Annotated in this window: 15 protein-coding genes and 1 tRNA gene; 2 read left to right on the forward strand and 14 right to left on the reverse strand. The window is 43.1% G+C overall.

The window, feature by feature from the left end; translation table 11 throughout:
- Positions 1-15 precede the first annotated feature (15 nt).
- The 3 genes from EXT48_RS14365 to EXT48_RS14375 all read right to left on the reverse strand — a co-directional run bounded on the left by EXT48_RS14365 (position 16) and on the right by EXT48_RS14375 (position 4,743).
- The gene (locus EXT48_RS14365) at positions 16-2,706 is read right to left on the reverse strand and encodes an SLBB domain-containing protein (protein ID WP_130164867.1); all 2,691 of its coding nucleotides are present in this window, start codon (positions 2,704-2,706) and stop codon (positions 16-18) included.
- Positions 2,707-3,118: 412 nt separating this feature from the next.
- The gene (locus EXT48_RS14370; RefSeq protein WP_010368621.1) at positions 3,119-3,910 is read right to left on the reverse strand and encodes a YdiY family protein; all 792 of its coding nucleotides are present in this window, start codon (positions 3,908-3,910) and stop codon (positions 3,119-3,121) included.
- Between the two features lie 14 nt (positions 3,911-3,924).
- A complete protein-coding gene (locus EXT48_RS14375; protein WP_010368624.1) occupies positions 3,925-4,743 on the reverse strand; it encodes a mechanosensitive ion channel family protein in 819 nt (272 codons plus the stop codon).
- A gap of 201 nt (positions 4,744-4,944) precedes the next feature.
- On the opposite strand from EXT48_RS14375, the gene EXT48_RS14380 reads away from it, so the two are divergent.
- Positions 4,945-5,020 (forward strand) — tRNA-His (locus tag EXT48_RS14380).
- Between the two features lie 604 nt (positions 5,021-5,624).
- Here the strand turns inward: EXT48_RS14380 and nagP are convergent.
- The 5 genes from nagP to secA form a co-directional block, all read right to left on the reverse strand.
- The gene (gene nagP / locus EXT48_RS14385; protein ID WP_045987925.1) at positions 5,625-6,926 is read right to left on the reverse strand and encodes an N-acetylglucosamine MFS transporter NagP; all 1,302 of its coding nucleotides are present in this window, start codon (positions 6,924-6,926) and stop codon (positions 5,625-5,627) included.
- A 240-nt stretch (positions 6,927-7,166) separates the two neighbouring features.
- On the reverse strand, positions 7,167-9,758 hold the full coding sequence (locus EXT48_RS14390) for a family 20 glycosylhydrolase (RefSeq protein ID WP_130164868.1): 2,592 nt from the start codon (positions 9,756-9,758) through the stop codon (positions 7,167-7,169).
- Positions 9,759-10,084: 326 nt separating this feature from the next.
- Positions 10,085-12,157 carry a M13 family metallopeptidase gene (locus EXT48_RS14395; RefSeq protein ID WP_130164869.1) on the reverse strand — a complete coding sequence of 691 codons (2,073 nt, stop codon included), beginning with the start codon at positions 12,155-12,157 and terminating at the stop codon, positions 10,085-10,087.
- A 319-nt stretch (positions 12,158-12,476) separates the two neighbouring features.
- Positions 12,477-12,869 carry an 8-oxo-dGTP diphosphatase MutT gene (gene mutT, locus EXT48_RS14400; protein WP_069020766.1) on the reverse strand — a complete coding sequence of 131 codons (393 nt, stop codon included), beginning with the start codon at positions 12,867-12,869 and terminating at the stop codon, positions 12,477-12,479.
- 61 nt (positions 12,870-12,930) lie between these two features.
- A complete protein-coding gene (gene secA / locus EXT48_RS14405; RefSeq protein WP_130164870.1) occupies positions 12,931-15,639 on the reverse strand; it encodes a preprotein translocase subunit SecA in 2,709 nt (902 codons plus the stop codon).
- Positions 15,640-16,122: 483 nt separating this feature from the next.
- On the opposite strand from secA, the gene EXT48_RS14410 reads away from it, so the two are divergent.
- The gene (locus tag EXT48_RS14410) at positions 16,123-16,608 is read left to right on the forward strand and encodes a DUF721 domain-containing protein (protein WP_239358800.1); all 486 of its coding nucleotides are present in this window, start codon (positions 16,123-16,125) and stop codon (positions 16,606-16,608) included.
- Positions 16,609-16,651: 43 nt separating this feature from the next.
- On the opposite strand, the gene lpxC is transcribed toward EXT48_RS14410, so the two are convergent.
- From lpxC to murC, 6 genes are all read right to left on the reverse strand, one after another.
- Positions 16,652-17,575: a UDP-3-O-acyl-N-acetylglucosamine deacetylase gene (gene lpxC / locus EXT48_RS14415; RefSeq protein ID WP_010368639.1), complete on the reverse strand. Its 924-nt coding sequence runs from the start codon at positions 17,573-17,575 to the stop codon at positions 16,652-16,654.
- A gap of 88 nt (positions 17,576-17,663) precedes the next feature.
- Positions 17,664-18,908 carry a cell division protein FtsZ gene (ftsZ, locus tag EXT48_RS14420; protein WP_045987929.1) on the reverse strand — a complete coding sequence of 415 codons (1,245 nt, stop codon included), beginning with the start codon at positions 18,906-18,908 and terminating at the stop codon, positions 17,664-17,666.
- A 21-nt stretch (positions 18,909-18,929) separates the two neighbouring features.
- Positions 18,930-20,162, reverse strand: a complete 1,233-nt coding sequence (gene ftsA / locus EXT48_RS14425) for a cell division protein FtsA (RefSeq protein WP_010605798.1) — start codon at positions 20,160-20,162, stop codon at positions 18,930-18,932.
- Positions 20,159-20,944 carry a cell division protein FtsQ/DivIB gene (locus tag EXT48_RS14430; protein WP_045987930.1) on the reverse strand — a complete coding sequence of 262 codons (786 nt, stop codon included), beginning with the start codon at positions 20,942-20,944 and terminating at the stop codon, positions 20,159-20,161. The genes ftsA and EXT48_RS14430 overlap by 4 nt, the downstream gene beginning before the upstream one ends.
- Before the next feature lies 1 nt (position 20,945).
- Positions 20,946-21,857 (reverse strand): D-alanine--D-alanine ligase, encoded by a 912-nt coding sequence (locus EXT48_RS14435; protein ID WP_130164872.1) that lies wholly within the window; start codon positions 21,855-21,857, stop codon positions 20,946-20,948.
- Positions 21,854-23,287, reverse strand: a complete 1,434-nt coding sequence (gene murC, locus EXT48_RS14440; RefSeq protein ID WP_039494196.1) for a UDP-N-acetylmuramate--L-alanine ligase — start codon at positions 23,285-23,287, stop codon at positions 21,854-21,856. Before murC ends, EXT48_RS14435 begins: the two co-directional genes overlap by 4 nt.
- Positions 23,288-23,292: the final 5 nt, after the last annotated feature.

The raw sequence follows: 23,292 nt of genomic DNA on the forward strand, positions 1-23,292 counted from the left end.
AGAAAGTTCCCTAAATTAAATATTGTTGATAGCTGCCGCAGCAACACCAAGTTGATAAATAATTTGGGTAGTAGTACTCCAAAGCGTTAAGTTGTCCATGTAGTTAGAATTAAGAGGAACTACAATGGTATCCCCTGCAGTGAGTGTGTCTTCACGATTTACTGCAAACCAGTTATTTTTTGGAATGATAACGGAGCCATTGGCTTTGATGATGTATATTCTCTCTTCATCAGCCAATTCTTTAATACCACCGCTACGCTCTAGATACTCAGAAAGGCTCAAACCTTGTTCAAACAAATGAGAAGCCGGATAATTCACCTCACCAATAACACTAATGGAGTCTCTTTCTTGCGGAATATAAAGAGTATCCCCATCTTGTAATACTAAGGATTGTCTGCCATCCATAATACTAGGCAGGTTGATTACCAATCTACCTTGCGCTTTAATCGTACTTAAATCTTTGAGTAGCTGTTTAACTTCAGAGTAAGCAATATTTTCAGCGCTAGGTTGAAGACTCTTAGATGCAATTTCTCGCTTTAGGTTTTCAGTTAACCGTTTGAGTTGTTCCTGTTCTTGATTCTTTATCTCTTCCCTTGTAAATACAGCACTGTCTATCGAAGCGAACTCCGTCAGCCCCCCCGCACGTGCAAGCACATCATTCAATGTTTCACCACGCTTGATTGTGTATGTGCCAGGGAACTTCACTTCCCCCTTAACTGTAACTTGGTTTTCATCCATCCATTTTGGAACTGACAATATGTTTATGGCATCTTTACTCTTAATGGTAATAGACTGCTGTTTCAACTCTTTAGCCAAATTGAAAGATCTATGCTCTACGCTCATCGATTCATCATTTTTGAACGTTGTCAACTCGGCTAAACCTAAATAGGCGGATTCGAGCAACCCACCTGCCGCATCTATGGCATCTTTCACAGTGTAATTACTAGCTATTGGATAATTACCAGGGTACTTTACACGCCCCTGAATTGTTACAATTTCTAATGGGTGCTGTGGTGTTGCTTGCTGTTGTAGTTGCCTAATTACAGGCTCCAATAAAGATATTCTAGAAAACGGACTTGGTAGCTCAGTTTTAGCATCCAATTCTACTTTCGCGTCTTCTGGTAACATAAAGGACCAGTTTTCGCTTTCAGGCTCACTTTTTTCTTCAAAATCTTCCGCGGCGACTTGGTTTTTTTGCCCCTGATTTAGCGTTGTAATGGCTTCGGTGTCCACAAATGCCTTAAACAACTCATTTTCATATAAGTGCCATAGTTTTGTTTTTTCTTGTTGCTCTAGCTCATCAGCAGTTAAATCTAATGCTTTTAGCGCATCTTTCTCCTCATTGAGATATTGAAAACGGCTAAAAATAAACACTTTATCGCCACTTTGCAGTTCGACAAGGCCTTTATTATCGGTATTGGAGCTTAACTGCTCTAGTAAATTAAACTGTACCAGAGATACTTTTTCAAAACGCCCTCCTCGCACAACCAACCCATACCCCGTATCAGCCTGAGGAAGAACTGAATGCAATGAGTTATTAAATAATTCACTGATGGTCAACCCTGGTTTCCAAGCGTATTTACCGGGCCTTACAACGGCACCAATCAACGTCACTTCATTATCAAAATGAGTCCCCGTTTTATCAACCTTAACAGCATCACCATCTTTGAGCTTCGTACTTGCAAACTCACTCCTCTCAACACCAATCACAGTTCGTGTACCGTTAGTATAGCGGCTAATCATCACCGAATTTTTAAACGCTGTTGCACTCATACCACCAGACATTATCATCAAGTCAGCTAATGATTCGCCTTCTTTAACTTCGAATATAGCTTCTCGTCTAACTGCACCTTCAAGTCGCACTTGGCTTTTCAGACTTGGTACAAATACGGTATCTCCAGCTCTAAGCGGTGCATCGTCTGCATTATCACCACTTAGTAATAGGTCATAAAGGTCCAGTGTTTTTACGACTTCCCCCTTACGCTTTAACTGAATATTACGAAAAGAGCCGATATCAGTTAATCCACCGCTGGTATATATACTATGAGTGATATTTGACAAAGACGATAAAGTGTAACTTCCAGGCCTTTTCACTTCTCCAACCACTAAAACCCGAATTTTTTTCAGCGCTGTAAGGGATACGTAAACTGAAGTACCAATAAGCTCTCTTGATACCTTATCCTGCAATAATTTTTTAAATTCACTATATTGCATTCCAGTAACACTAACAGGCCCCAACTCTGAAAGTTTGACATGGCCCTCACCATCAACTTCGACTATTTCTTCAAAGCTTTGTTGGCCGAAAAAACTGACCTTAAGTTGATCGCCTGCTCCCAAGATATAGTCCTGTGGAACAGAAACATTACTTACGTCGTTCTCTGCAAATGTATTACCACTAAACAACTCACTACCAAAAGGTTTTAAAACCTCTAGCTCAGGTTTGAAGCGCTTTTCTTCATTTGATAGATAGTCTTTCTCAGGCTGTAGTTGTGGCATATTGACTGCTTCTGGCTTTTGGTTTTCTGTTGTACCACCACTAGAAGAGTTTAGTGTACTGATATCAATACCGTACTGCTTGGCAAGCAATTGTTGTTGACTTTTCGGTAGTTTTTTAAACTGTTCTATTTGCTGCTTTGTTGGAGTAAAAGCGGCTGCGGAGCAGGCAAATAGCATTATTAGTAATAAAAGAAGACGGTTTACCAACATGCCTTACTTCATCCTGTGTAAGTGAAATTCATAAATAGACGCGTATTCTACACTAGTTATTCAAAAATCCAAATCGGGGAGGAGTGTGCATTCTGTTATATTGTGTAACCACACCAACCTGGGAAGCAGTTAGACTAAATTTGGGATAGCTACTTATTTTCTAGCTGTTGTTATTCTAAGCTATGGCCCCCGTTATTAATCTCGAGTCAGAAAGTAGCATCTGAATAGAGTAACCTGCATAAGTGGCCTATTAATTTCAATGCGTTAGCTCACAGCTTATCGCTAGTTCAAATTAGTTAATGTGTTTAACTAAACGGGAGGACTAAATTCTTTAAACTAATAATGATGTCTAAACGGAAGACCTCAGCCTAGCTAGTTTAAACATCATTATTTACCTGAACAGATTTACACCTTAAAAACTGTAAACCAAAGTAAGTGAGGTTTCTGTATCAGTATTTTCTTTATCGTCTGCTACGTCTGAGTTGTGGATGATGTTGTATGCCACTTTCATCTGGAGAGAGCCGTTGATTTTAGTCAACAATGCTGTTTCAGACGTTGTCTTGGTGTTGGTATCACCATATTCAATCGCGATAAGCTGTGTAAAACGTGCGTTTTCTGAGATCTGCCATTGGTAATCTAGTTTACCAACACCGATGAACTCGCTTTCAGAAGTACCAGCAAGTAATTCTCCGTCATCGTCAAGTTCAGTGCTATCGTCTTGGTGCTCAAAGCGCTTTACACCGGGACCGATTTCAGCGTTAAGATACATGTCGTCGTTTTCGAATAAACGTTGACCGTAACCCACTGAAATAACGGCTTCACTGCGGTAAGCACCAAAGTAGTCTGAAACATAAGAACCAAACACAAATAAATGGCTGTTATCTTCATTTAACTTGTAGTTACCTTGAACTGATGCTGAGTATTTTTCGTTAGTACGAGATGTAACATCGACACCGGCATCGTTTTCACGCGTGTCTTCTTTGTAGAAGCCGTCTAACTTGTACTCGTTATTCCAGTTAGTTAGGTTGTGCTTAGCTTTGATCCCACCTTTTAGGGTTGTTGTTTCTGTATTACCACTGGTGATAATCGCACCCACTTCACTGGTTACATCCCAAACTTTCTTTGGCTTCTTAGCTTTGCTTTCTGCCGCTGCATTAGCGCTTGCTGCAACAAGAATACAACAGGTTAAAACCTTTAATTTCATTTCTAACTAACCTTTTACTGATCTTTGTGTAGGTGAACATCCATTTGCGGGAATGGAATGGTGATATCGGCTTCGTCTAGCGCAATTTTAATATTTTCCACAAGTGTGAAATACGTTGGCCAGTACTCTTCTGTTTTAACCCAAGGGCGAACGACAAAGTTAACACTTGAATCCGCAAGCTCTAGTACCGCAACATTGTACGCAGGTTCTTTAAGAATTCTAGGTTCATTATCTAGTACAGACTTTAATACTGCTTTTGCTTCTCTTAGATCTGCGTCATAACCAACACCAATAACAAGGTCAATACGACGTGTTTTTTCACGCGAGTAGTTAACGATTGCACCAGACATAATAGAAGAGTTTGGCATTACAATCACTTTGTTATCAGGAGTACGTAGCTCAGTAGAGAAGATTTCTATCTTTTGTACACTACCCGCTCTACCGCCCGCTTCAATATAGTCACCTGACTTGAACGGGCGTAGCATAATAATAAGTACACCAGACGCAAAATTAGAAAGTGAACCTTGCAGCGCAAGACCAACAGCCAAACCTGCTGCACCTAGAATAGCAATGAATGAGGTGGTTTCGATACCAACCTGAGATAATGCCATAAGCAGTGTCGCGGCAAACACAATCGCATAAGCAATATTGGCAACGAATGAGCCTACCGCTTTATCTACTTTGCGTTTACCAAATGCTTTTTCGGTGAGATCAGCACTGAGCTTAGCTAGTTTTAAGCCAACGAAGAAAATTATTAGTGCTATAACGCCTTGAAGCACATAGTGTAAGATTAAATCTGAGTTCTCATTAACCCATTTCCAAACAGCTTCCATACTCATCCCCCTTTTTATATTAAGCAGTTATTTATCATTAGATCGGCTGGATCATACATAGGATATATGAATATTTGCTGTATGCGGAAATAATCTCCGAAAAAAAACTTTTATTAAGTTTTTTCGATATTTCCCTTTGCATTTGGAAAAAACTTATGTATTATGCGCGCCACACCAGACAAGGTGTTCAAGTCTTTTGTGGCGGCTGTAGCTCAGTTGGTAGAGCCCTGGATTGTGATTCCGGTTGTCGTGGGTTCAAGTCCCATCAGTCGCCCCACTCTTTCTATAAATGTATTCCACATTTTTATTTTTACGCACATAGCACCCTACGCAATAAACACCAAGCACCAAACATCTGCGTAGCAGCGATTTTATATCGCGACTTAAGAATAAAACCCTCGCTACATAAAGTAGCTCCTACCAAACTACAAGCACCAAATTCAACGTAGCAGCGATTTTATATCGCGACTTAAGAATGAAACCCTCGCTACATAAAGTAGCTCCTACCAAACTACAAGCACCAGATTCAACGTAGCAGCGATTTTATATCGCGACTGAGAATAAAACCCTCGCTACATAAAGCAGCTCCTACACGACCAACACCACACAATAAGCACCAGACATCTGCGTAGCAGCGATTTTATATCGCGACTAAGAATTAAACCCTCGCTACATAAAGTAGCTCCTACACGACCAACACCACACAATAAGCACCAAACAACAAGCGCCAAACATCTGCGTAGCAGCGATTTTATATCGCGAATAAGATCTCAGCATTAAGCCGGTTTTGCAGATAAGGGAGTGATTTAGGCATAAAAAATGCCACCTTATTCAGGTGGCATCACACACGGGATTATTTCTACATACATAGAAATTCTGTATTACTTCCAGCTTCTCATTTTATGACCCTTCAATGCATAGAAGAGAATGAATAAGTAGCTAGGTAGCATTAAACTGTACGCACCTTGAGCACCTAGTCCAGCAACGTTGCCTAAACCGATAAGCAATGGTCCAAGTGCGCCACCGGCAATACCCATAATAAGTAGGCCTGATGCAGTGCCTGTTAAGCGCCCTAAGCCATCAAGTGCTAAAGGCCAAATTGCAGGCCATACCATGGCATTAGCAAAACCCAACAACGCAATACACAATAGCGGATCTGGTAAGTGAGGTCCACCAAAAGGTACCAATAGTATATTCGATAGGAAGTATGACTCATTACTGCCTAAAACAACAGCAAAAACGGTGATTATACCTGCAATCGCTGACATCACGAGCGCAGTTTGCTGTGACATAAAGCGTGGAATAGTCGCGATCCCGATCGCATAACCGATTAACATACAGCCCATGGTATATGACGTCATCACAGAGTAATCAGCGATCCCTAACTGTAATGCATATGAACCAATCGTATCGGCGGCAATAACTTCAACTGCAACATATAACGCAATACCAATAACGCCTAGCGCTAAATGAGGATGACTAAGCGCTTCTTTTACTTCACCCTTACCTGTTGAGGCTTCTTCTTCAAATACAAGATCTGGAAGCGGCGATACTTTTGCAAATAAAGCAAATAAGAAGATTAAACCTGCAATACTCATATATGGAGCAATCAAGCTGTTTGCCATCGCGTCCTTTTGAACTTGTGACAGTGCTTCACCTTCATTTACTACGCCGCTGACCACAACAGCTGCAAATACGATAGGTACGATTACACCCGCAGACTTATTGAGTAAACCCATAATACATACGCGTACAGCCGCTGATTCTTCAGAACCCATTTTTACCACATATGGATTTACAGCGGTTTGCAACACAGTTTGACCAACACCTATCATTAACTGAGCAAATAGGAAGATTTCGATCATTTGCATTTTTGCAGCAGGAATATACATCAATGCAGATAAAGCCATAATCGCGCAACCGATAGCCATACCATTTTTGTAACCGACTTTTTTGATCAGCATCGCTGATGGGATACCAGCGATCGTCACTGCAATATAGAAAGAAGAAATGATAAATGAAGCTTGGAGCGGTGATAGCTCCAACATCTGTTGTAAGAATGGCGTAATAGCCCCATTTAACCAAGTAATGCAGCCCAATATGAAAAACATTGACCCTGCGAGTGTCATAGGTAGCCAGACGCTTTGTTTGGCGAGTTGTTCTTTATCCACTGTCGCTTCCATAAAACTCTTCTTGTTGCTAGGGGTACATTGCAGTTTTGAAGCAAACTCAGCAATGTACAAAGTTAATTTGGATTATTATTTTTGCGCTTTATGTGCTCAATTTGGCATAGATCCAGAAAAATGACAGCGCTGACATTTAACTTTACGTTAAAATCTATTTCATTACCAGTTAGAATTTGAGCAAAATTATCACCAAAAAAGGGCCATTGCCCTTTTTTGCGATAAACTGAATACGAGGGTTTATTTCAACCCTGTGACACGGCTCGTATTTTTTTCTCCGGCTCGCGTTCTCAACAATACCTTACTTTCATCTGAGACACTCATCTGATCAGTATAAGGCTGCCAAGATTCACCATTGTCTAAGCTCACTTCAATTGCAAGATAAGGGAAAGTACTATTCGCTTCAAGTTTACCCAACACCACTTTGGCACCAGGAACCGGAAGGTTTGGCTTAATGCCATCGTTTTGCAACTTTGCAATTTCTTTTAAAGACAAGGCTGCAGCAAAGGTTGAGAAGTCCTTATTTAACTCTTTTTGGTTAATACGACGCCCTTCCCAATCCGCTTTATGCCAAGCGCGTTCCGCGAGCGAAAGCAAACGAGGGAAAATCAATCGTAGCACTTGGTCTTCCGAGCGAATGGTCTCACTCCATATTTGCCCTTGCATACCAAGGATATTTTGCGGTCTTTTAAGCGCAGGTAACTCTCGACCAACTAAGGCTTCTAGATTCACGATAGGCTCACGGTTTCGCGTGAAGTCCGCATTTGCATATATATTATCTGGCATATACGAAAATGCTTTTTTTGTATCAGTGTAACGAGTTGCCCAATAATAGCCGCGCTCTTCAGGGTGCGCTTCGTAAGGGTGATCAAAGTACAAATGTGTACCGTGAGACAAAATAACCTGGTAATTGTTGTTTGCAAAACGGTGAGCTCTGTCTGCAACCCCCCACTCCCAAATGTTATCCCAAGTATTTACCAAAAACTGTGGATTTGGAAATTCATCACGTTTAAAGGTCGTCGTGGTGTTATACATTAAACCATCTTCCCAAGCGGCAGGAGTGATCCCACGCTTAGCAAGCAATTTCGCAACTTTTTGAGTAAAGTATGGTTTTAAATCATTGGGTCCAGCCACTCCGTTGTCGGCGACCGCAAATAGATCATTACATGCTGGTGATTCAGTCCATGATCCCTTTCCAACCTCATCGCCACCAAAATGGACTGTGGTTAGCATAGTGCCAGCATCGCGATACATTTCTTGCAGCTCATATACCACCTTCTCCATAAAGGCATAGCTTGAGTCCAAGCATACATTAATAGAGTTATCAGTATAGAGTTGCACGGTTAGATACTTTGAAGTGTCATCAATGTCGTTCAGAAGATAGGCTTTGGCCTCTTGCGCTTTACCTGCTTCCATCAATTTGTGATAACGCGCTTCCATGGACTTAATCGCAGCACGAGCATGCCCAGGGCTTTCGATTTCTGGAATGATCTCGATATGACGCGCAGTGGCAAATTTAAGTAACTCGACAAAGTCTTCGCGAGAAAGGTAACCATTTCCACTTCCCGTTTTGAAAGGACCGGTGCCCAGTTGAGTCAGTAAGCACTCACGCTCTTGTAAATCAAAACAACGAAATGCGCCGACTTCTGTTAACTCCGGCAGTCCTGGGATCTCCAAGCGCCAACCTTCATCATCTGAAAAGTGCCAGTGGAACTTATTTAATTTATAACGCGCCATCTGTTCAATTAATTTAAATAACGCATCTTTACCATGATAGTTGCGGGCATTGTCGTAATGCATACCACGCCAGCTAAAGCGCGGAGAGTCTTTGATCTCTACGTGAGACAAGGTAATTTCATTTTTACTATCGGCTGGAAATAGCGCAAGCAAACTTTGAATACCGTAAAACACACCGGCGTTATCAATACCCGTGATTTCAATCACATCATCATCAATATCTAATGTATATGATCCGGCTTGGTTGTAGTCATAATCGCGCCCTAGACTTTTCGCAACTTTAAGGCGGATCGTTGGGATGTTCTCTTCAGGCACGTGATTAGCTTCGGCTCGTAAATCCAGCCCATACTCTGACAAGTCTTCTTGAAAAACGGCGACTTCTGACTTCAAACGTCCGGCAAAGCGGATCTGCCAGTTTTTGTTAAGGGTGATTTCGCCACGATTAAAGTCGATATGCTCAGGCTTTGGAATGATACGTCTTAGCGCATCTTCTTTTGAGACCGAAATATTGCTTTGATTACGTTCAAAACGCAGCGCTGCGTTCGCTATCTGCGTGTAATCGGTAGGTGTATTGTATCTCTTCAGCTGATTCTCACGCTCAAATGGCGCAACGAACTGCGTCATATCTTCTGTATCAGTATTTGCAAAAATGACCGGCTTATTTTTACCTGACACAATAAAGGCACGCGGCATAAAATCGCTGTATGCAGCAATCCAAGCCGAACCATCAAAAGCTAACTTGAGCTTTTCACCGGCTTTTAAGCCAGCAAACGAATCGGTAGGAGTTATACTATGAAGGTCGCCATTAATATGCTCAAAGCGTAAACCTTCAGCTGTTTCTGTTGAAATATGACGAACTGAGTGCAAGTAGATTTGCCAATCGCTTTGTCCTTTTGGTAGATCAACTTTTGAATTGTTAGTCAGTGTAATAGCACCGCTAAAGCCCCCAGCACCATTACTGAAGTTATTTTCTACCGCAAATTCAAAATGCGTGTCACTTGCAAATTGCGCTAACTGCTGCTGCGTAAATGATGCGTGTGTATAGAACGAGCACCCAGCAATTATCGCCCCAAGCAAAGTCGTTTTTATTCTCATCTTTTGCTCCCAGTCTTCATGTTCAATTCAAAATGAACATCATTTAATCACTTATTGTTCCTAAACATCATATAAAAGTTAAAATGACAGCGCTATCATTATTTTTTCATATCCTTGTGTTAGACAAAATGAAGCTACTCTGATTTGGCTGTAAATACCATCAAATAGCGATGAACTTGACCTTGGAAATAGCGAGTGCTTGTAGAAAGTGCTGAATTGAGTGTGATATTTTGTGAGAAGTTCAGAGAATTGTAATTGGATGTCGTAAAAAGCGGCGGATTTACTGAAAGAACACAATAAAACCGCCACGAATTCATAATGTGAAATTACCAGATTTTCACTCTGTCTTCTGGTTTAAGATACATCTTATCGCCTTCTTTCACATCAAATGCCTTATAGAACTCTGGCATATTCGGCAGCACACCAATCACTCGATAATGACTTGGTGAATGCGGATCTGTCATCAGACGATTACGCAGCTCTTCATCGCGGTATTTGCGACGCCAAATTTGTGACCAGCCCATAAAGAAGCGCTGCTCTCCTGTGTAACCGTCAATAACAGGCGCTTTTTGATCGCCTAGTGAAATTTGGTACGCTTTATAAGCGACAGTTAATCCGCCTAGATCACCAATATTTTCACCCAGTGTCAGTTGACCATTAACACCAGCGTCTTCAAATGGTTTAAAACCATTAAACTGCTCAACCAGCTTTTGGCTACGCGCTTCGAATTGTGAAAGGTCAGACTCACTCCACCAATTACGTAGGTTACCATCACCATCGTACTTCGCACCTTGGTCGTCAAAGCCGTGACCTAATTCGTGACCGATAACCGCACCGATTGCACCGTAGTTTACTGCATCATCCGCTTCTAGGTTAAAGAATGGTGGCTGTAAAATCGCAGCAGGGAATACAATCTCGTTATTCACTGGGTTATAGTACGCGTTCACCGTTTGTGGTGTCATCAACCACTCGCTACGGTCCACAGGCTTGCCTAATTTATCGATCATTTCCTGATTAGCAAATTGGCTATAGCGTACATAGTTACCGACTAGATCATCAGGGCTTACTTCAAGTGCTGAGTAATCTTTCCATTTGTCAGGATAGCCAATCTTTGGCGTAAACTTATTGAGCTTGTCTTTTGCTGCTACTTTTGTTTCAGCACTCATCCACTCTAGGCCGTCAATTGCTTGATCAAAACCTTTAATAAGGTTAGCAACCAACTCTTCCATACGCGCTTTCGCTTCTGGTGGAAAATAAGACTTTACGTAAATCTTGCCTAACATTTCACCTAACACAGAATTACTCGCATCCACCGCTTTTTTCCACGTTGGCGCTTGTTCCTCTACACCCGTCAATGTTTTACCAAAGAACCCAAACTTAAGGTCAACTACATCTTTACTTAGTAACTCAGCGTAGTCATTGGTAAAGTGGAATGTTAAATAGTCTTGCCAAGCTTCTAGCTTTGAATCAGCGATGATTTTTGATAGCCCTTCAAAGAAACTAGGTTGGCTTACAATAAGTGAATCAGCTTTGATACCAAGCGCAGTTAGAAATGCTGACGTATCAAAGTCTGGCATTAATTGATTAAACGCATCATTGCTTAGCTTGTTATAGGTTTTAGTCGCGTCGCGGCTTTCAACACGTGTCCATTGCGCCTCGGCAATTTGCTTCTCTAACGCTACAATATTCAGTGCAGCTTGGCCTGGATTTTTATGACCAGCCTTAGCCAACAACTGTTCAATGTAAAGCTGGTACTGTTCACGGATCTTACTGAATTTTTCGTCATCTTTCAGATAGTAATCGCGATCTGGTAAACCAAGCCCTGACTGGAACATATAAAGTGCATTTTCGCTTGAATTTTTGGCATCATTATTAACGTACCAACCAAACGGTGTACTTGCCCCCGTTAAACGCATTTTAGCAAAGATAGCTGGTAGCTCCGACTTACTCTTCAAGTCTTGAATTTCTTTCAGATAAGGCTTAACTGGGTTTAAGCCCAGCTCGTTTCTCGCCCCTTCATCCATATAGCTTTGATAAAACGCACCCAGCTTCTGTTCATCGCTACCCGCTTTTGCAGATGCATTATTTGCAGCATCTTCCAGTACTTTACGCAGTGCTTTTTGCGACTCATCATAGAGCTGCGAGAAAGAGCCATAATTTGACTTATCTGCAGGGATTTTGGTTTTTTCTAACCAGTGACCATTAACGTGAAAGTAAAAATCATCTTGTGCACGCACTGATTTATCAATATTTTCCAATTCGATACCAGAATTCAAAACCGCCTTTTGTGCTTCGGCTTGTTCCGCTGGTTTTTGTTGTTGTGTTTGCGGTTGTTCGCTACAACCAATCAATCCCAATGCAAGTGCAACACTTGCAGCGGTCAATGATAGTTTTTTCATTTTTATTCCCCTGATAGAGTTTCGCTTGTAAACGTCGTATCCCATTCATCTAGATAAAATAATGCTCAAATTACTTATCCAAACCTCAGCTTAAATAATCAAGCAGGTCAATTGCATATAGATGAATGTAATATAGACATATCCTTTGTGGCTTGAAAAGAATTCCTTCTAGCTGTGTTTCCTATCAAACCTCAGAGTAACGAGAATCGTTGGCTGATGTTTATTTACACGTAAGCGGTCATTCACTAGTCTACCTATGCACATAGTGAATGACTATGACTCAGAGTGCTGAATTTAGTAACAAAGTTTGTCACTTACTTTAGCGGGCTTGTAGTAACTCAACGATTGCTCTATTGGCCTCAGGAAACGCGAGCTCATGTAACTGCTCGACTGCAACCCATTTAGAAGGCTGCCCTTCTGCGCCATGAGCTTCACCGGAAAAATCCTCAACATGATGAATGTATAAGCATACCGCCTTATCAGCATAGTCATGCTCAATGCGCATTAGCTCAGATGAGTTATAGATCTCAATGCCAACCTCTTCTTGTAGCTCACGTTTCAATGCCGAAAACACATCTTCGCCCACTTCCATTTTCCCACCTGGGAATTCCCAAAGTCCACCTTGATGTTGCTCTTCACCTCTTAAGCAGACAAAGATTTGCTGATTTTTTTCAATCACACCAACAGCGACTTCAACACGTTTTTTTTGCATCATTTTCTCCATAAAAAAAGCGACTTAGCGTCGCTTTTTATACAAATTTAGATTTAGCCAATTATTTTAGTTTGCCGCAACACTGCTTAAACTTCTTGCCTGATTGACAAGGACAAGGATCGTTACGACCTACTTTTGGCTCATTTCGATGGGCAACAGACACGCCTTCCGGTGCATCACCACCTACGCGCTCAACCTCTTCATGTTGATATTCACGCGGTGCTTGCTCACTCTTACGATGTTGTTCTTCAACCTTCTCAACATCTTCCTCCGCACGAACCTGAACTTTACTTAGTACGCCAACAACGTCAATCTTCAAGTTTTCAAGCATTTGTGAGAATAACTCAAACGACTCACGCTTATATTCTTGCTTCGGATTCTTCTGCGCATAACCACGTAAATGAATACCTTGGCGAAGATGATCCATTGCCGCTAAGTGATCTTTCCAATGCTGATCTAGGCTTTGTAACATAACCGCTTTTTCGAAGTGACGTAGCACATCTGGACCTACCATCTCTTCTTTTTGCTTGTACGCTTTATCCACGTCTTCTACGATACGATCGCGTAGCATTTCTTCATATAGTTTGCTGTCTTCTTCAAGCCATTTAGCAATCGGAAGCTCAACATGGAAGTCGTTTTTCAAGCGTTCTTCAAGTGCTGGGATGTCCCACATTTCCGCCAGACTTTGCGGTGGAATATACTGATCAATAGTCGCATTCAATACATCTTCACGAATAGCCGTGATCGTCTCTGAGATATCGCCTTCTTCAAGTAGTTCGTTACGTTGTTCGTAAACCACTTTACGTTGATCGTTCGCAACGTCATCGTATTCAAGTAATTGTTTACGAATATCAAAGTTACGCGCTTCCACTTTACGCTGGGCGTTTTCAATTGCACGGTTAACCCATGGGTGTTCAATGGCTTCACCACGTTGCATACCTAGTTTACGCATCATGTTAGTCATACGCTCACCTGCGAAGATACGCATCAATGCGTCATCCATCGATAGGTAGAAGCGGCTTGAACCAGCATCACCTTGACGACCTGCACGACCACGCAACTGGTTATCGATACGACGCGATTCGTGACGTTCTGTACCAATAATGTGTAAACCACCAGAAGCCAGTACTGCATCATGACGCGCTTTCCAAGCGGCTTTAATTTCTGCTATTTGCTCTTCTGACGGGTTTTCTAGTTTTTCAACATCCGACTGCCAGCTGCCACCCAGTACGATATCCGTACCACGACCAGCCATATTCGTCGCAATCGTTACCTTGCCCGGTAGACCCGCGTCCGCGATAATATCCGCTTCTTGGGCGTGGAATTTCGCATTCAGTACGTTATGGTCAATTTTTTCTTTGCGAAGGAAGTGAGAAAGATACTCAGAACTTTCGATAGATACCGTACCCACCAATACAGGCTGACCACGTTCTTGGCAAGAACGAATGTCTTCAAGAATGGCTTCAAATTTCTCTTCTTGCGTCAAATATACAAGATCTGCACGGTCATCACGCACCATAGGTTTATTGGTTGGGATAACGACCGTATCTAGGCCATAGATTGACTGGAATTCGAACGCTTCAGTGTCCGCTGTACCTGTCATACCTGCAAGCTTGTTATACAAACGGAAGTAATTCTGGAATGTGATTGAAGCCAAGGTTTGGTTTTCGTTCTGAATACGAACCCCTTCTTTCGCTTCAACGGCTTGGTGAAGACCCTCAGACCAACGACGTCCTTCCATCGTACGGCCAGTGTGCTCGTCAACAATGATAACTTCATTATCTTTTACAACATAATCCACGTCTTTTTGATATAGCTTGTGAGCACGAAGTGCTGCGTAAACATGGCTAAGTAGTGAAATATTACCTGCCGAGTAAAGCGAGTCACCCTCTTCAATCAAACCACGTTCAGTCAGTAATTCTTCAACTTTGATTTGACCACGCTCGGTAAGGTGAACTTGTTTACCTTTTTCATCAATGGTGAAATCGCCATCGCCTTCCACGCCTTCTTCGTCTTCTTTTTCTTGCTGTACAAGATCAGGCACGATTTTATTGATTTCGGCATAAAGCTCAGAGCTATCTTCAGCAGGACCAGAAATGATCAGTGGTGTACGCGCTTCATCGATTAGGATTGAATCCACTTCATCCACAACCGCATAGTTAAGTGGACGTTGTACACGTTCTTCAACACTAAACGCCATGTTATCGCGCAAGTAATCGAAGCCGAACTCGTTATTGGTGCCGTAAGTGATATCCGCAGCATAGGCTTGCTTTTTCTGCTGTGGCATCATGCCTGGTACATTACAACCTACAGTAAGACCTAGGAATTCAAAGAGTGGACGGTTGGTCTCAGCATCACGCTTAGCTAAGTAGTCGTTGACGGTAATAACGTGAACACCCTTGCCTGAAACCGCATTCAAATACGCCGGCAATGTTGCTGTTAGTGTTTTACCTTCACCCGTTCTCATTTCTGAAATACGACCTTGGTGAAGCACCATACCACCAATCATTTGCACATCGAAATGACGCATTCCAAATACGCGCTTAGATGCTTCACGCACCGTAGCGAACGCCTCTGGTAATAAATCATCTAGCGTTGAACCTTGCTCAATACGCTGTTTAAACTCAGCCGTTTTTGCTTTTAGTTCCTCATCGCTCAATTTGCCGTATTGTTCTTCTAACGCATTGATTAAAGCGACTGTTTTTCTTAGGTTTTTGATGGTGCGATCATTACGACTACCAAAAATTTTGGTAAAAATATTTGCTAACATGTTTAAACCGTTTCACTCTGTGTATTGGCTGACCCATCTCTCTAAGCCAATGTGGTTAAGGCTGGGTCGCGCTTGTCCTGTTGGCGACAAAAGCGTTCCTAAATTACGGTGTTCATTTTGCCAATTTAGGAGTGAGCATTTTGTATCTTGCCGAGTTAAAATTATGCCCTATCATACCAGACTCTTTGTTTCTGCAAACCTTATTGGGTAAATAATACCAAGTTCAATTGCAAGAAATCTTTACTGTTGGGCGTAAGCGTACCGTTGCAAGTGATAAAGTTTAGTTGGCACCTAACTCGAGTCAGTTATTCGAGTGCAGAGCTAAGCGCTTTCGACAACAAATGTTGGTACTTTTGGATTTCTCAAAAATTTGTCTCTGATATACTTAGAAGACTGAGAAACCACCAGTACGGAGTAAATTGACTCCGTATTATCCCGATATGGCGGTTATTTTTTATTTTTCAACCTATGGGAAGTAAGTCATTGGCTAAAAATCGCTACAATCCAAAACCGCTTGATGAAGTGATGGGTGGGTGGTCAGATAAGCTCAATCAATATGGCCAAAAAAGTGCCCAAGCGGCACAATTACAGAGCTGTTTGGAAGACACGCTAGGCCCTATTTTGAGTAAGAAATGCCGTGTCGCTCACTACAAAGAGGGAACACTGACGATAGAAGCGGCTTCTGCAACGCTTGCTACTCGGCTAAACTTTTTGAAAATGGATATTCTCAGTGCATTTAGAAAAGTTGGGTTACATGACTGTGCATCGGTTAAAATTACCACTAATCCAGAAGCCCAACAGCGTCTTACCAACAAGGTGGAATCCCAATCTTCGACCTATCAAGCTAATCGCAGTATGAGCCAAGCCACTGGCGAGCATTTGCTAGCGCTAGCACAATCCGCTCCACCATCGCTTAAGGCGAAACTGGAAAGACTCGCTAAACACGCAAACACAACGCAAAAAAAATGACGCCTTAGCGTCATTTTTTTATCAAACTATTGGCTTAAAAGCCTTATGCCGTTGCGGTATTGATACCCGCTTCCATTCCTGGCGCTGGCATACTGACTGGCTCTTCGAATGTTGCCCACTCCCATGCTGACTCAGTTGCCATGATTTCACGAAGCAACATATTGTTTAGGCCGTGGCCTGATTTATAGCATGAGATCTTACCTAAAATGTTGTGACCTGCCATAAACATATCACCCACACAGTCTAAGATCTTGTGTTTAACAAACTCATCCGCATAGCGTAGGCCATCAGGATTTAATACTTTAAACTGGTCTAAAACAACCGCATTATCCATGCTGCCACCTAAGGCTAGGTTGTTTGCATGCATGTATTCGATATCACGCATAAAACCAAAAGTACGAGCACGACTGATCTCTTCAGTAAAGCTTTGAGCGGTAATGTCTAATCCAATACGTTGGCGGCTAGCGTTGATCGCAGGGTGATTGAAGTCGATTTCAAAGTCGATGTGGAAACCATCGTAAGGCTCAATTTCAGCCCACTTGTCGCCATCTTCAACACGCACTTTTTCTTTGATGCGAATAAAGCGCTTGGCAGCGTTTTGCTCTTCAATACCGCCTTTTTGAATTAAGTAGATGAATGGCAATGCACTGCCATCCATAATAGGCACTTCGGCGCTGTCTAGCTCTACGATGAGGTTATCAATCCCAAGCGCAGCCACCGCGGCAATCAAATGCTCGGTAGTAGACAAGCGAACGCCGTCTTTATTTGTTAAACACGTACACAGTTGCGTGTCGCCCACAGCTTCCGGTGTTGTTTCAAAATCAACAACAGGGTCTAGATCAACGCGGCGAAATACAACACCTGTATTCACACCAGCTGGTCGGAGAGTGATCGTGACCTTTTCACCTTTGTGTAAACCTACACCTGTGGCTTTAACGACTTGTGCAATCGTACGTTGTTTAATCATATATTCGCCCACTTAAATTCTAGATAGGCGGCGGAGTATAACATAGTTCCACCAAACTGCCAATCTTTGTTTATTTTTTATACCAACTTTAGTCTGACTGCTTACGTAAAAAAGCCGGAATATCGAAGTAGTCACCTTTTTCTTTACTGTCGCTACCTTTTGCGCTTGCTGAACTAGAAGCTTGTTGTGGCTTCTGCTCTTGCACTTGTGGTGCAGGCGCTTCAGCTGGCTGCTCAGGCTCTGCAGCTGACGTTTGTGGTTGCGTAAAGCTTGGCACATACATGCTCGTTTGTGAGCTAGTTTGTGTTCCACCTACCGCATCTGAGCCTGAAGCTTGTCTAAAGCCATTGTCTACAATACCAAATTGCGGACGACGGTCACCACCTAAGCCCGTAGCAACCACGGTCACTCTTAGCTCTTCGCTCATTTCTGGGTCAATAACAGCACCCACTACCACAGTCGCGTTCTCTGACGCTAACGCTTTAACATGGTTACCAACGACCTCAAACTCTTCGATAGTAATGTCCATGCCTGCGGTGATATTAACTAAAATACCTTTCGCGCCAGTTAGGTCAACATCTTCTAAAAGCGGGCTAGAAATCGCGGCTTCCGCAGCTTCTTGTGCACGATCAGGACCTGTTGCCGAAGCTGTCCCCATCATTGCAGTACCCATTGCTGACATCACGGTTCTCACATCCGCAAAGTCAACGTTGATTAGACCTGAACGTGTGATCAACTCTGCAATACCTTGTACCGCGCCATAAAGCACGTCATTTGCTTTTGCGAAGGCATCTAGCAGTGTAGTCCCTTTACCAAGAACTTTAAGCAATTTGTTGTTTGGAATTGTAATAAGTGAATCTACAATTTCTGACAACTCAGCAATACCTTGCTCAGCCGCAGCCATGCGCTTTTTACCTTCAAGATCGAAAGGGCGCGTTACTACAGCCACAGTCAAAATACCTAGCTCTTTTGCAGCGCGTGCAACAACAGGTGCGGCACCGGTACCTGTACCGCCGCCCATACCAGCTGCGATAAATACCATGTCTGCGCCTTCAAGGCTGCTCTTGATGGTTTCTAGATCTTCTTCTGCTGCGCTGCGGCCCACTTCTGGGTTTGCGCCAGCTCCAAGACCTGAGGTGATCTGAGTCCCCAGCTGTACAGTAATATCCGCAGACGAACGACGTAACGCTTGTGCGTCCGTATTCGCTACGATAAAACGTACACCTTCAATTTCTTGGTTTACCATGTGTTCTACGGCGTTACCGCCGCCGCCACCGACACCGATGACTTTAATGACAGCTTCTTCGCTGTGCTGTTCCATAATATCAAACATCTTCACTCTCCGACTTGAGTATTAAAACTCGCCTTGGAACCATTTTGTAACACGGTTCCACCAACTCCCCTCTGCATCTACTTTCGACTTCTGTGCATTCATCGATTGTAGTGAACGGCCGTATTGTAACAAACCTACCGCCGTTGCATATGCAGGGTCATCCACATAATCTGTTAACCCCTTAATGCCAATTGGTTTCCCTATTCTTACTGGCATTTGGAATATATCTTCTGCGACTTCTTGTGCACCTTGCATCTTGGCACTACCACCAGTGATAACAAGACCTGCCGCAATTTGATCTTCAAAACCTGAGCGACGTAATTCTTCTTGCGCAAGCTCAAACAGTTCTCTAAATCTTGGTTCTACCACTTCAGACAAAGTATGACGAGACATTACCCGAGCAGGACGTCCACCAACACTTGGTACTTCGATGGTTTCTTCACTTGATGCCATTTGGCTCGACGCGAAGGCATATTGTACTTTCAGAGACTCGGCATGCGAAATAGGTGTTCTAAATATTTTTGCTATATCGCCAGTGACCTGATTACCCGCAACCGGGATCACGGCAGTATGACGCAGCGCCCCATTCACATAAATCGCAATATCCATGGTGCCACCACCAATATCTAATACCGCAACACCAAGCTCTTTTTCGTCTTCAGTCAACACCGAGTAACATGACGCCAAGGCGTTAAACGTTAATTGGTCTACCTGTAAACCACAGCGTTCAACACACTTTTCAATATTCTTTGCCATGTCATTCGAACACGTAATGATATGTGCTTTCGCTTCCATCCTTACGCCACTCATACCTAGCGGGTTTTTGATCCCCTCTTGCATGTCGATGCTATATTCTTGCGGCAATGAGTGCAGCATTTTGCGTTCGGCAGACATAGGTACAGAACGTGCAATATGAATAACATTGGCAATATCATCATCTGTAACTTCAGCATTATTTATTGCCACCACGCCACTTTCGTTTTGACACTGAATATGTTTGCCTGAAATCCCCAAATAAACCGAGCTTATTCTGCAATCAGCCATTAGCTCTGCTTCATCTACAGCGCGTTTAATAGACTCAGAAACGAGGTCTAAATCGTTTACCCCGCCCTTATCCATGCCGTGAGACTCCTGGCGTCCGACACCGACAATACTAAGTTGATTGTCCACAGTGATCTCCCCAACTGTGGCGACGACCTTTGATGTGCCAACATCTAATCCAATCACTAAGTTTCTTTCTGCCGACTTTGTCATGCTTCACTCTTGTTATTTTGTTGTTCTTGCTGCTCAGTAGGTTCTTTCCAACTCACTGCCAGTCCCGTGTCGTAGCGTAAATCAATGACATCAATTACTTTACCTTCAGGGCGTTCCATACGTGGATACACGTCGATAAAACGTTGTACTCGTTTGGCTTTATCTTCACGCCCTAAATTTAAGCGGATCCCATTGTCCAGCCATAGCTGCCAAGCAAATCGTTCTGAAAGCGCTAAACTTTCCAAGGTAAACTGATTTACCGCCAACAAGGCTTTAAACTGCTTAAATGTTTGCCATGCTTCTTCAGCACTCCCTTCAGGGCCGTATAATTCAGGCAGCCCTTGCGGCAATTTGTTACTGCTCGCTTGGAATACTTCACCATCATCATTGAGTAATGAATCGCTATTCCAATGCGCAACCGGCTTATGTTCCACTACATAGACTTGCAGCGTATCCGGCCATTGTTTTCTGACTGACACTGTCGCAATCCAAGGTAAAGACTTTACTGCCTTGTGGACTGCTTTTACATCAAGCTCAAAAAAACTATTTAAATCTGCGGTTTTAATTGCCGCCACAATGTCATCTTCATTGGTATAATGCGGTTTACCGAGCACTTTGAGTGTTTTTATTTGCGCATCATGATGTGCAACTAACCAATCACTTACCCAGTATGTTCCTCTTACCAATGTAAAAATCACCACAAAGAAGAAGCCAAGTCCCCAAAAAAGGGGCCAGTTCACTCTTGAACCGATCAGCTTCAACCCTGCCAAAAATGCTCGCATATTAAAGCGTTTGCTCCAAAATGCGAACAACTAATTGTTCAAAACTTACACCCGTTGCTTTTGCTGCCCTCGGTACCAACGACTTTTCGGTCATACCAGGTACGGTATTTACTTCGAGTAGATAGAAATGACCATGCTCATCTTGCATGGCGTCAACACGTCCCCAACCAGTGGCACCAACCAATTCAAAAGCGTGCTTTGCCATCACTTGTAATTGCTCAGTGTGTGCAGCGCTAATATCCGCCGGACAATAATACTCAGTACTGTTGACTTGGTATTTGGCTTCATAATCGTAAAAACCACGAGGCGTACGCATTTCAATAACAGGCAATGCCTCTTTACCAAGCATAGACACGGTAAACTCACGTCCAGTGATCCATTGTTCAACGAGAACTTGATCGTCAAACTTAAAGGCATTATTTAATGCCGCAGTCAGGGTTTCCTCGCTGTCTGCCTGAGCCATACCTATGCTTGAGCCTTCGTGACTTGGCTTTACCATGACTTTGCCAAACTCAGCGATTAGCGCCTTAGCATCAAAACCCGTCTCTTTGCTTACGACAGCATAAGGTGCCGTACTTAACTTGGCAGACTGAAATAGATGCTTACAACGGACTTTATCCATTGCAAGCGCACTACCAAGTACACCGCTTCCTGTATATGGTATCCCCATAAACTCAAGCGCACCTTGAATAGTGCCATCTTCACCGCCACGGCCATGTAGTGCAATGAATACGCGATCCACACCAAGGTCTTTAAGTTGCCATAAATTACGTTCTGCTGGATCAAAAGCAATCGCATCTACACCCTGATTAACGAAGGCATTTAACACTGCATTACCAGACTTTAGCGACACCTCTCGCTCCGCTGAACTACCACCAAGTAATACGGCTACTTTTCCAAACTGACTACTCATAATTCACTCTGTTTTAATTGCGCTATCGATAGCCCGGTTGCGGCTAACTGCTTCACGATTTGACCTATATTGCCAGCCCCTTGCGTCAACACTAAGTCACCATCTGCCATGGTGCTTGCCAACACTTTCGCCAATTCACCATGGTCACTGATATGGATAGGCTCGACGCCACGTTGACGGAGACTACGGCACAAACTTTTACTATCCGCACCAACGATGGGCGCTTCACCGGCACTATATACATCTAACAGCAGTAGTTTATCAACATCGCAAAGCACTTTTACGAAATCTTCATATAAATCGCGTGTTCGACTATAGCGATGTGGCTGATAAATCATAACCAAACGCTTATCAGGCCAACCAGATTTAGCTGCTTTTATCGTCATCGCAACCTCAGACGGATGGTGGCCATAATCATCAACCAACATCACCTCACCCACTTCATTATTGAATGAGCCGTAATGCTGGAAGCGACGTCCTACCCCTTCAAAATTGGCTAGCGCCTGATAAATCGCTTCGTTTTCAATATTGTGATCTTTTGCAACCGCAATAGATGCCAGCGCGTTCAATGCATTGTGCTTACCTGGCATATTTAGTGTCACTTCAAGTAACTCACCGTCTTTGGTTCTGACTTTAAAGTGTGATTCACTTTGTGTTTGCTTGAAGTCCAGTAACTGATAATCCGCATCGTTAGCCTCACCGTACGTGATGGTCGGCCTTGCAAAGCGTGGCAATAATTCTCTCACGACTGGCGAATCGATACACACCACCGCCAGACCATAAAATGGTAAGTTATGGATAAACTCGATGTAGGTGTCTTTCATTTTTTCGAAGTCACCGTCGTAAGTATCCATGTGGTCTTCTTCGATATTTGTTACCACCGACACCATCGGCTGCAAATGCAAAAACGACGCATCGCTCTCGTCCGCTTCTGCGATAAGGTATTCACTGCTGCCGACTTTGGCATTACTGCCAGCACTATTGAGCAAGCCACCAATAATAAAGGTTGGATCCAGCTCAGCCCGCGCAAAAATACTCGCGATCAGGCTCGTCGTTGTGGTCTTACCATGTGTTCCTGCCACCGCAATCCCGTGACGAAAGCGCATCAACTCGGCGAGCATTTCGGCGCGACGAACGATTGGCGTACGGTTTGCCTTCGCCGCTTGGATCTCTGGGTTTTGGTCGTTGATGGCACTCGATACCACAACCACATCAGCCATTTTTACATTTTCAGCTTGGTGGCCGATAAAGATCTCGGCGCCCATATTTGTTAATCGCTCTGTCATCGTACTTTTAGCAATATCTGAGCCTGTAATTCGGTAACCTTCAAAGGCCAGCACTTCTGCAATCCCACCCATACCAGCACCACCAATCCCGATAAAGTGGATGGTGTTGATACGTCGCATTGCTCTTCTGCTTGAAGCTTCCATTTTAT

This window comes from Pseudoalteromonas sp. CO348 (assembly GCF_004208845.1).
GTDB classification, from domain to species: Bacteria; Pseudomonadota; Gammaproteobacteria; order Enterobacterales; family Alteromonadaceae; genus Pseudoalteromonas; species Pseudoalteromonas maricaloris.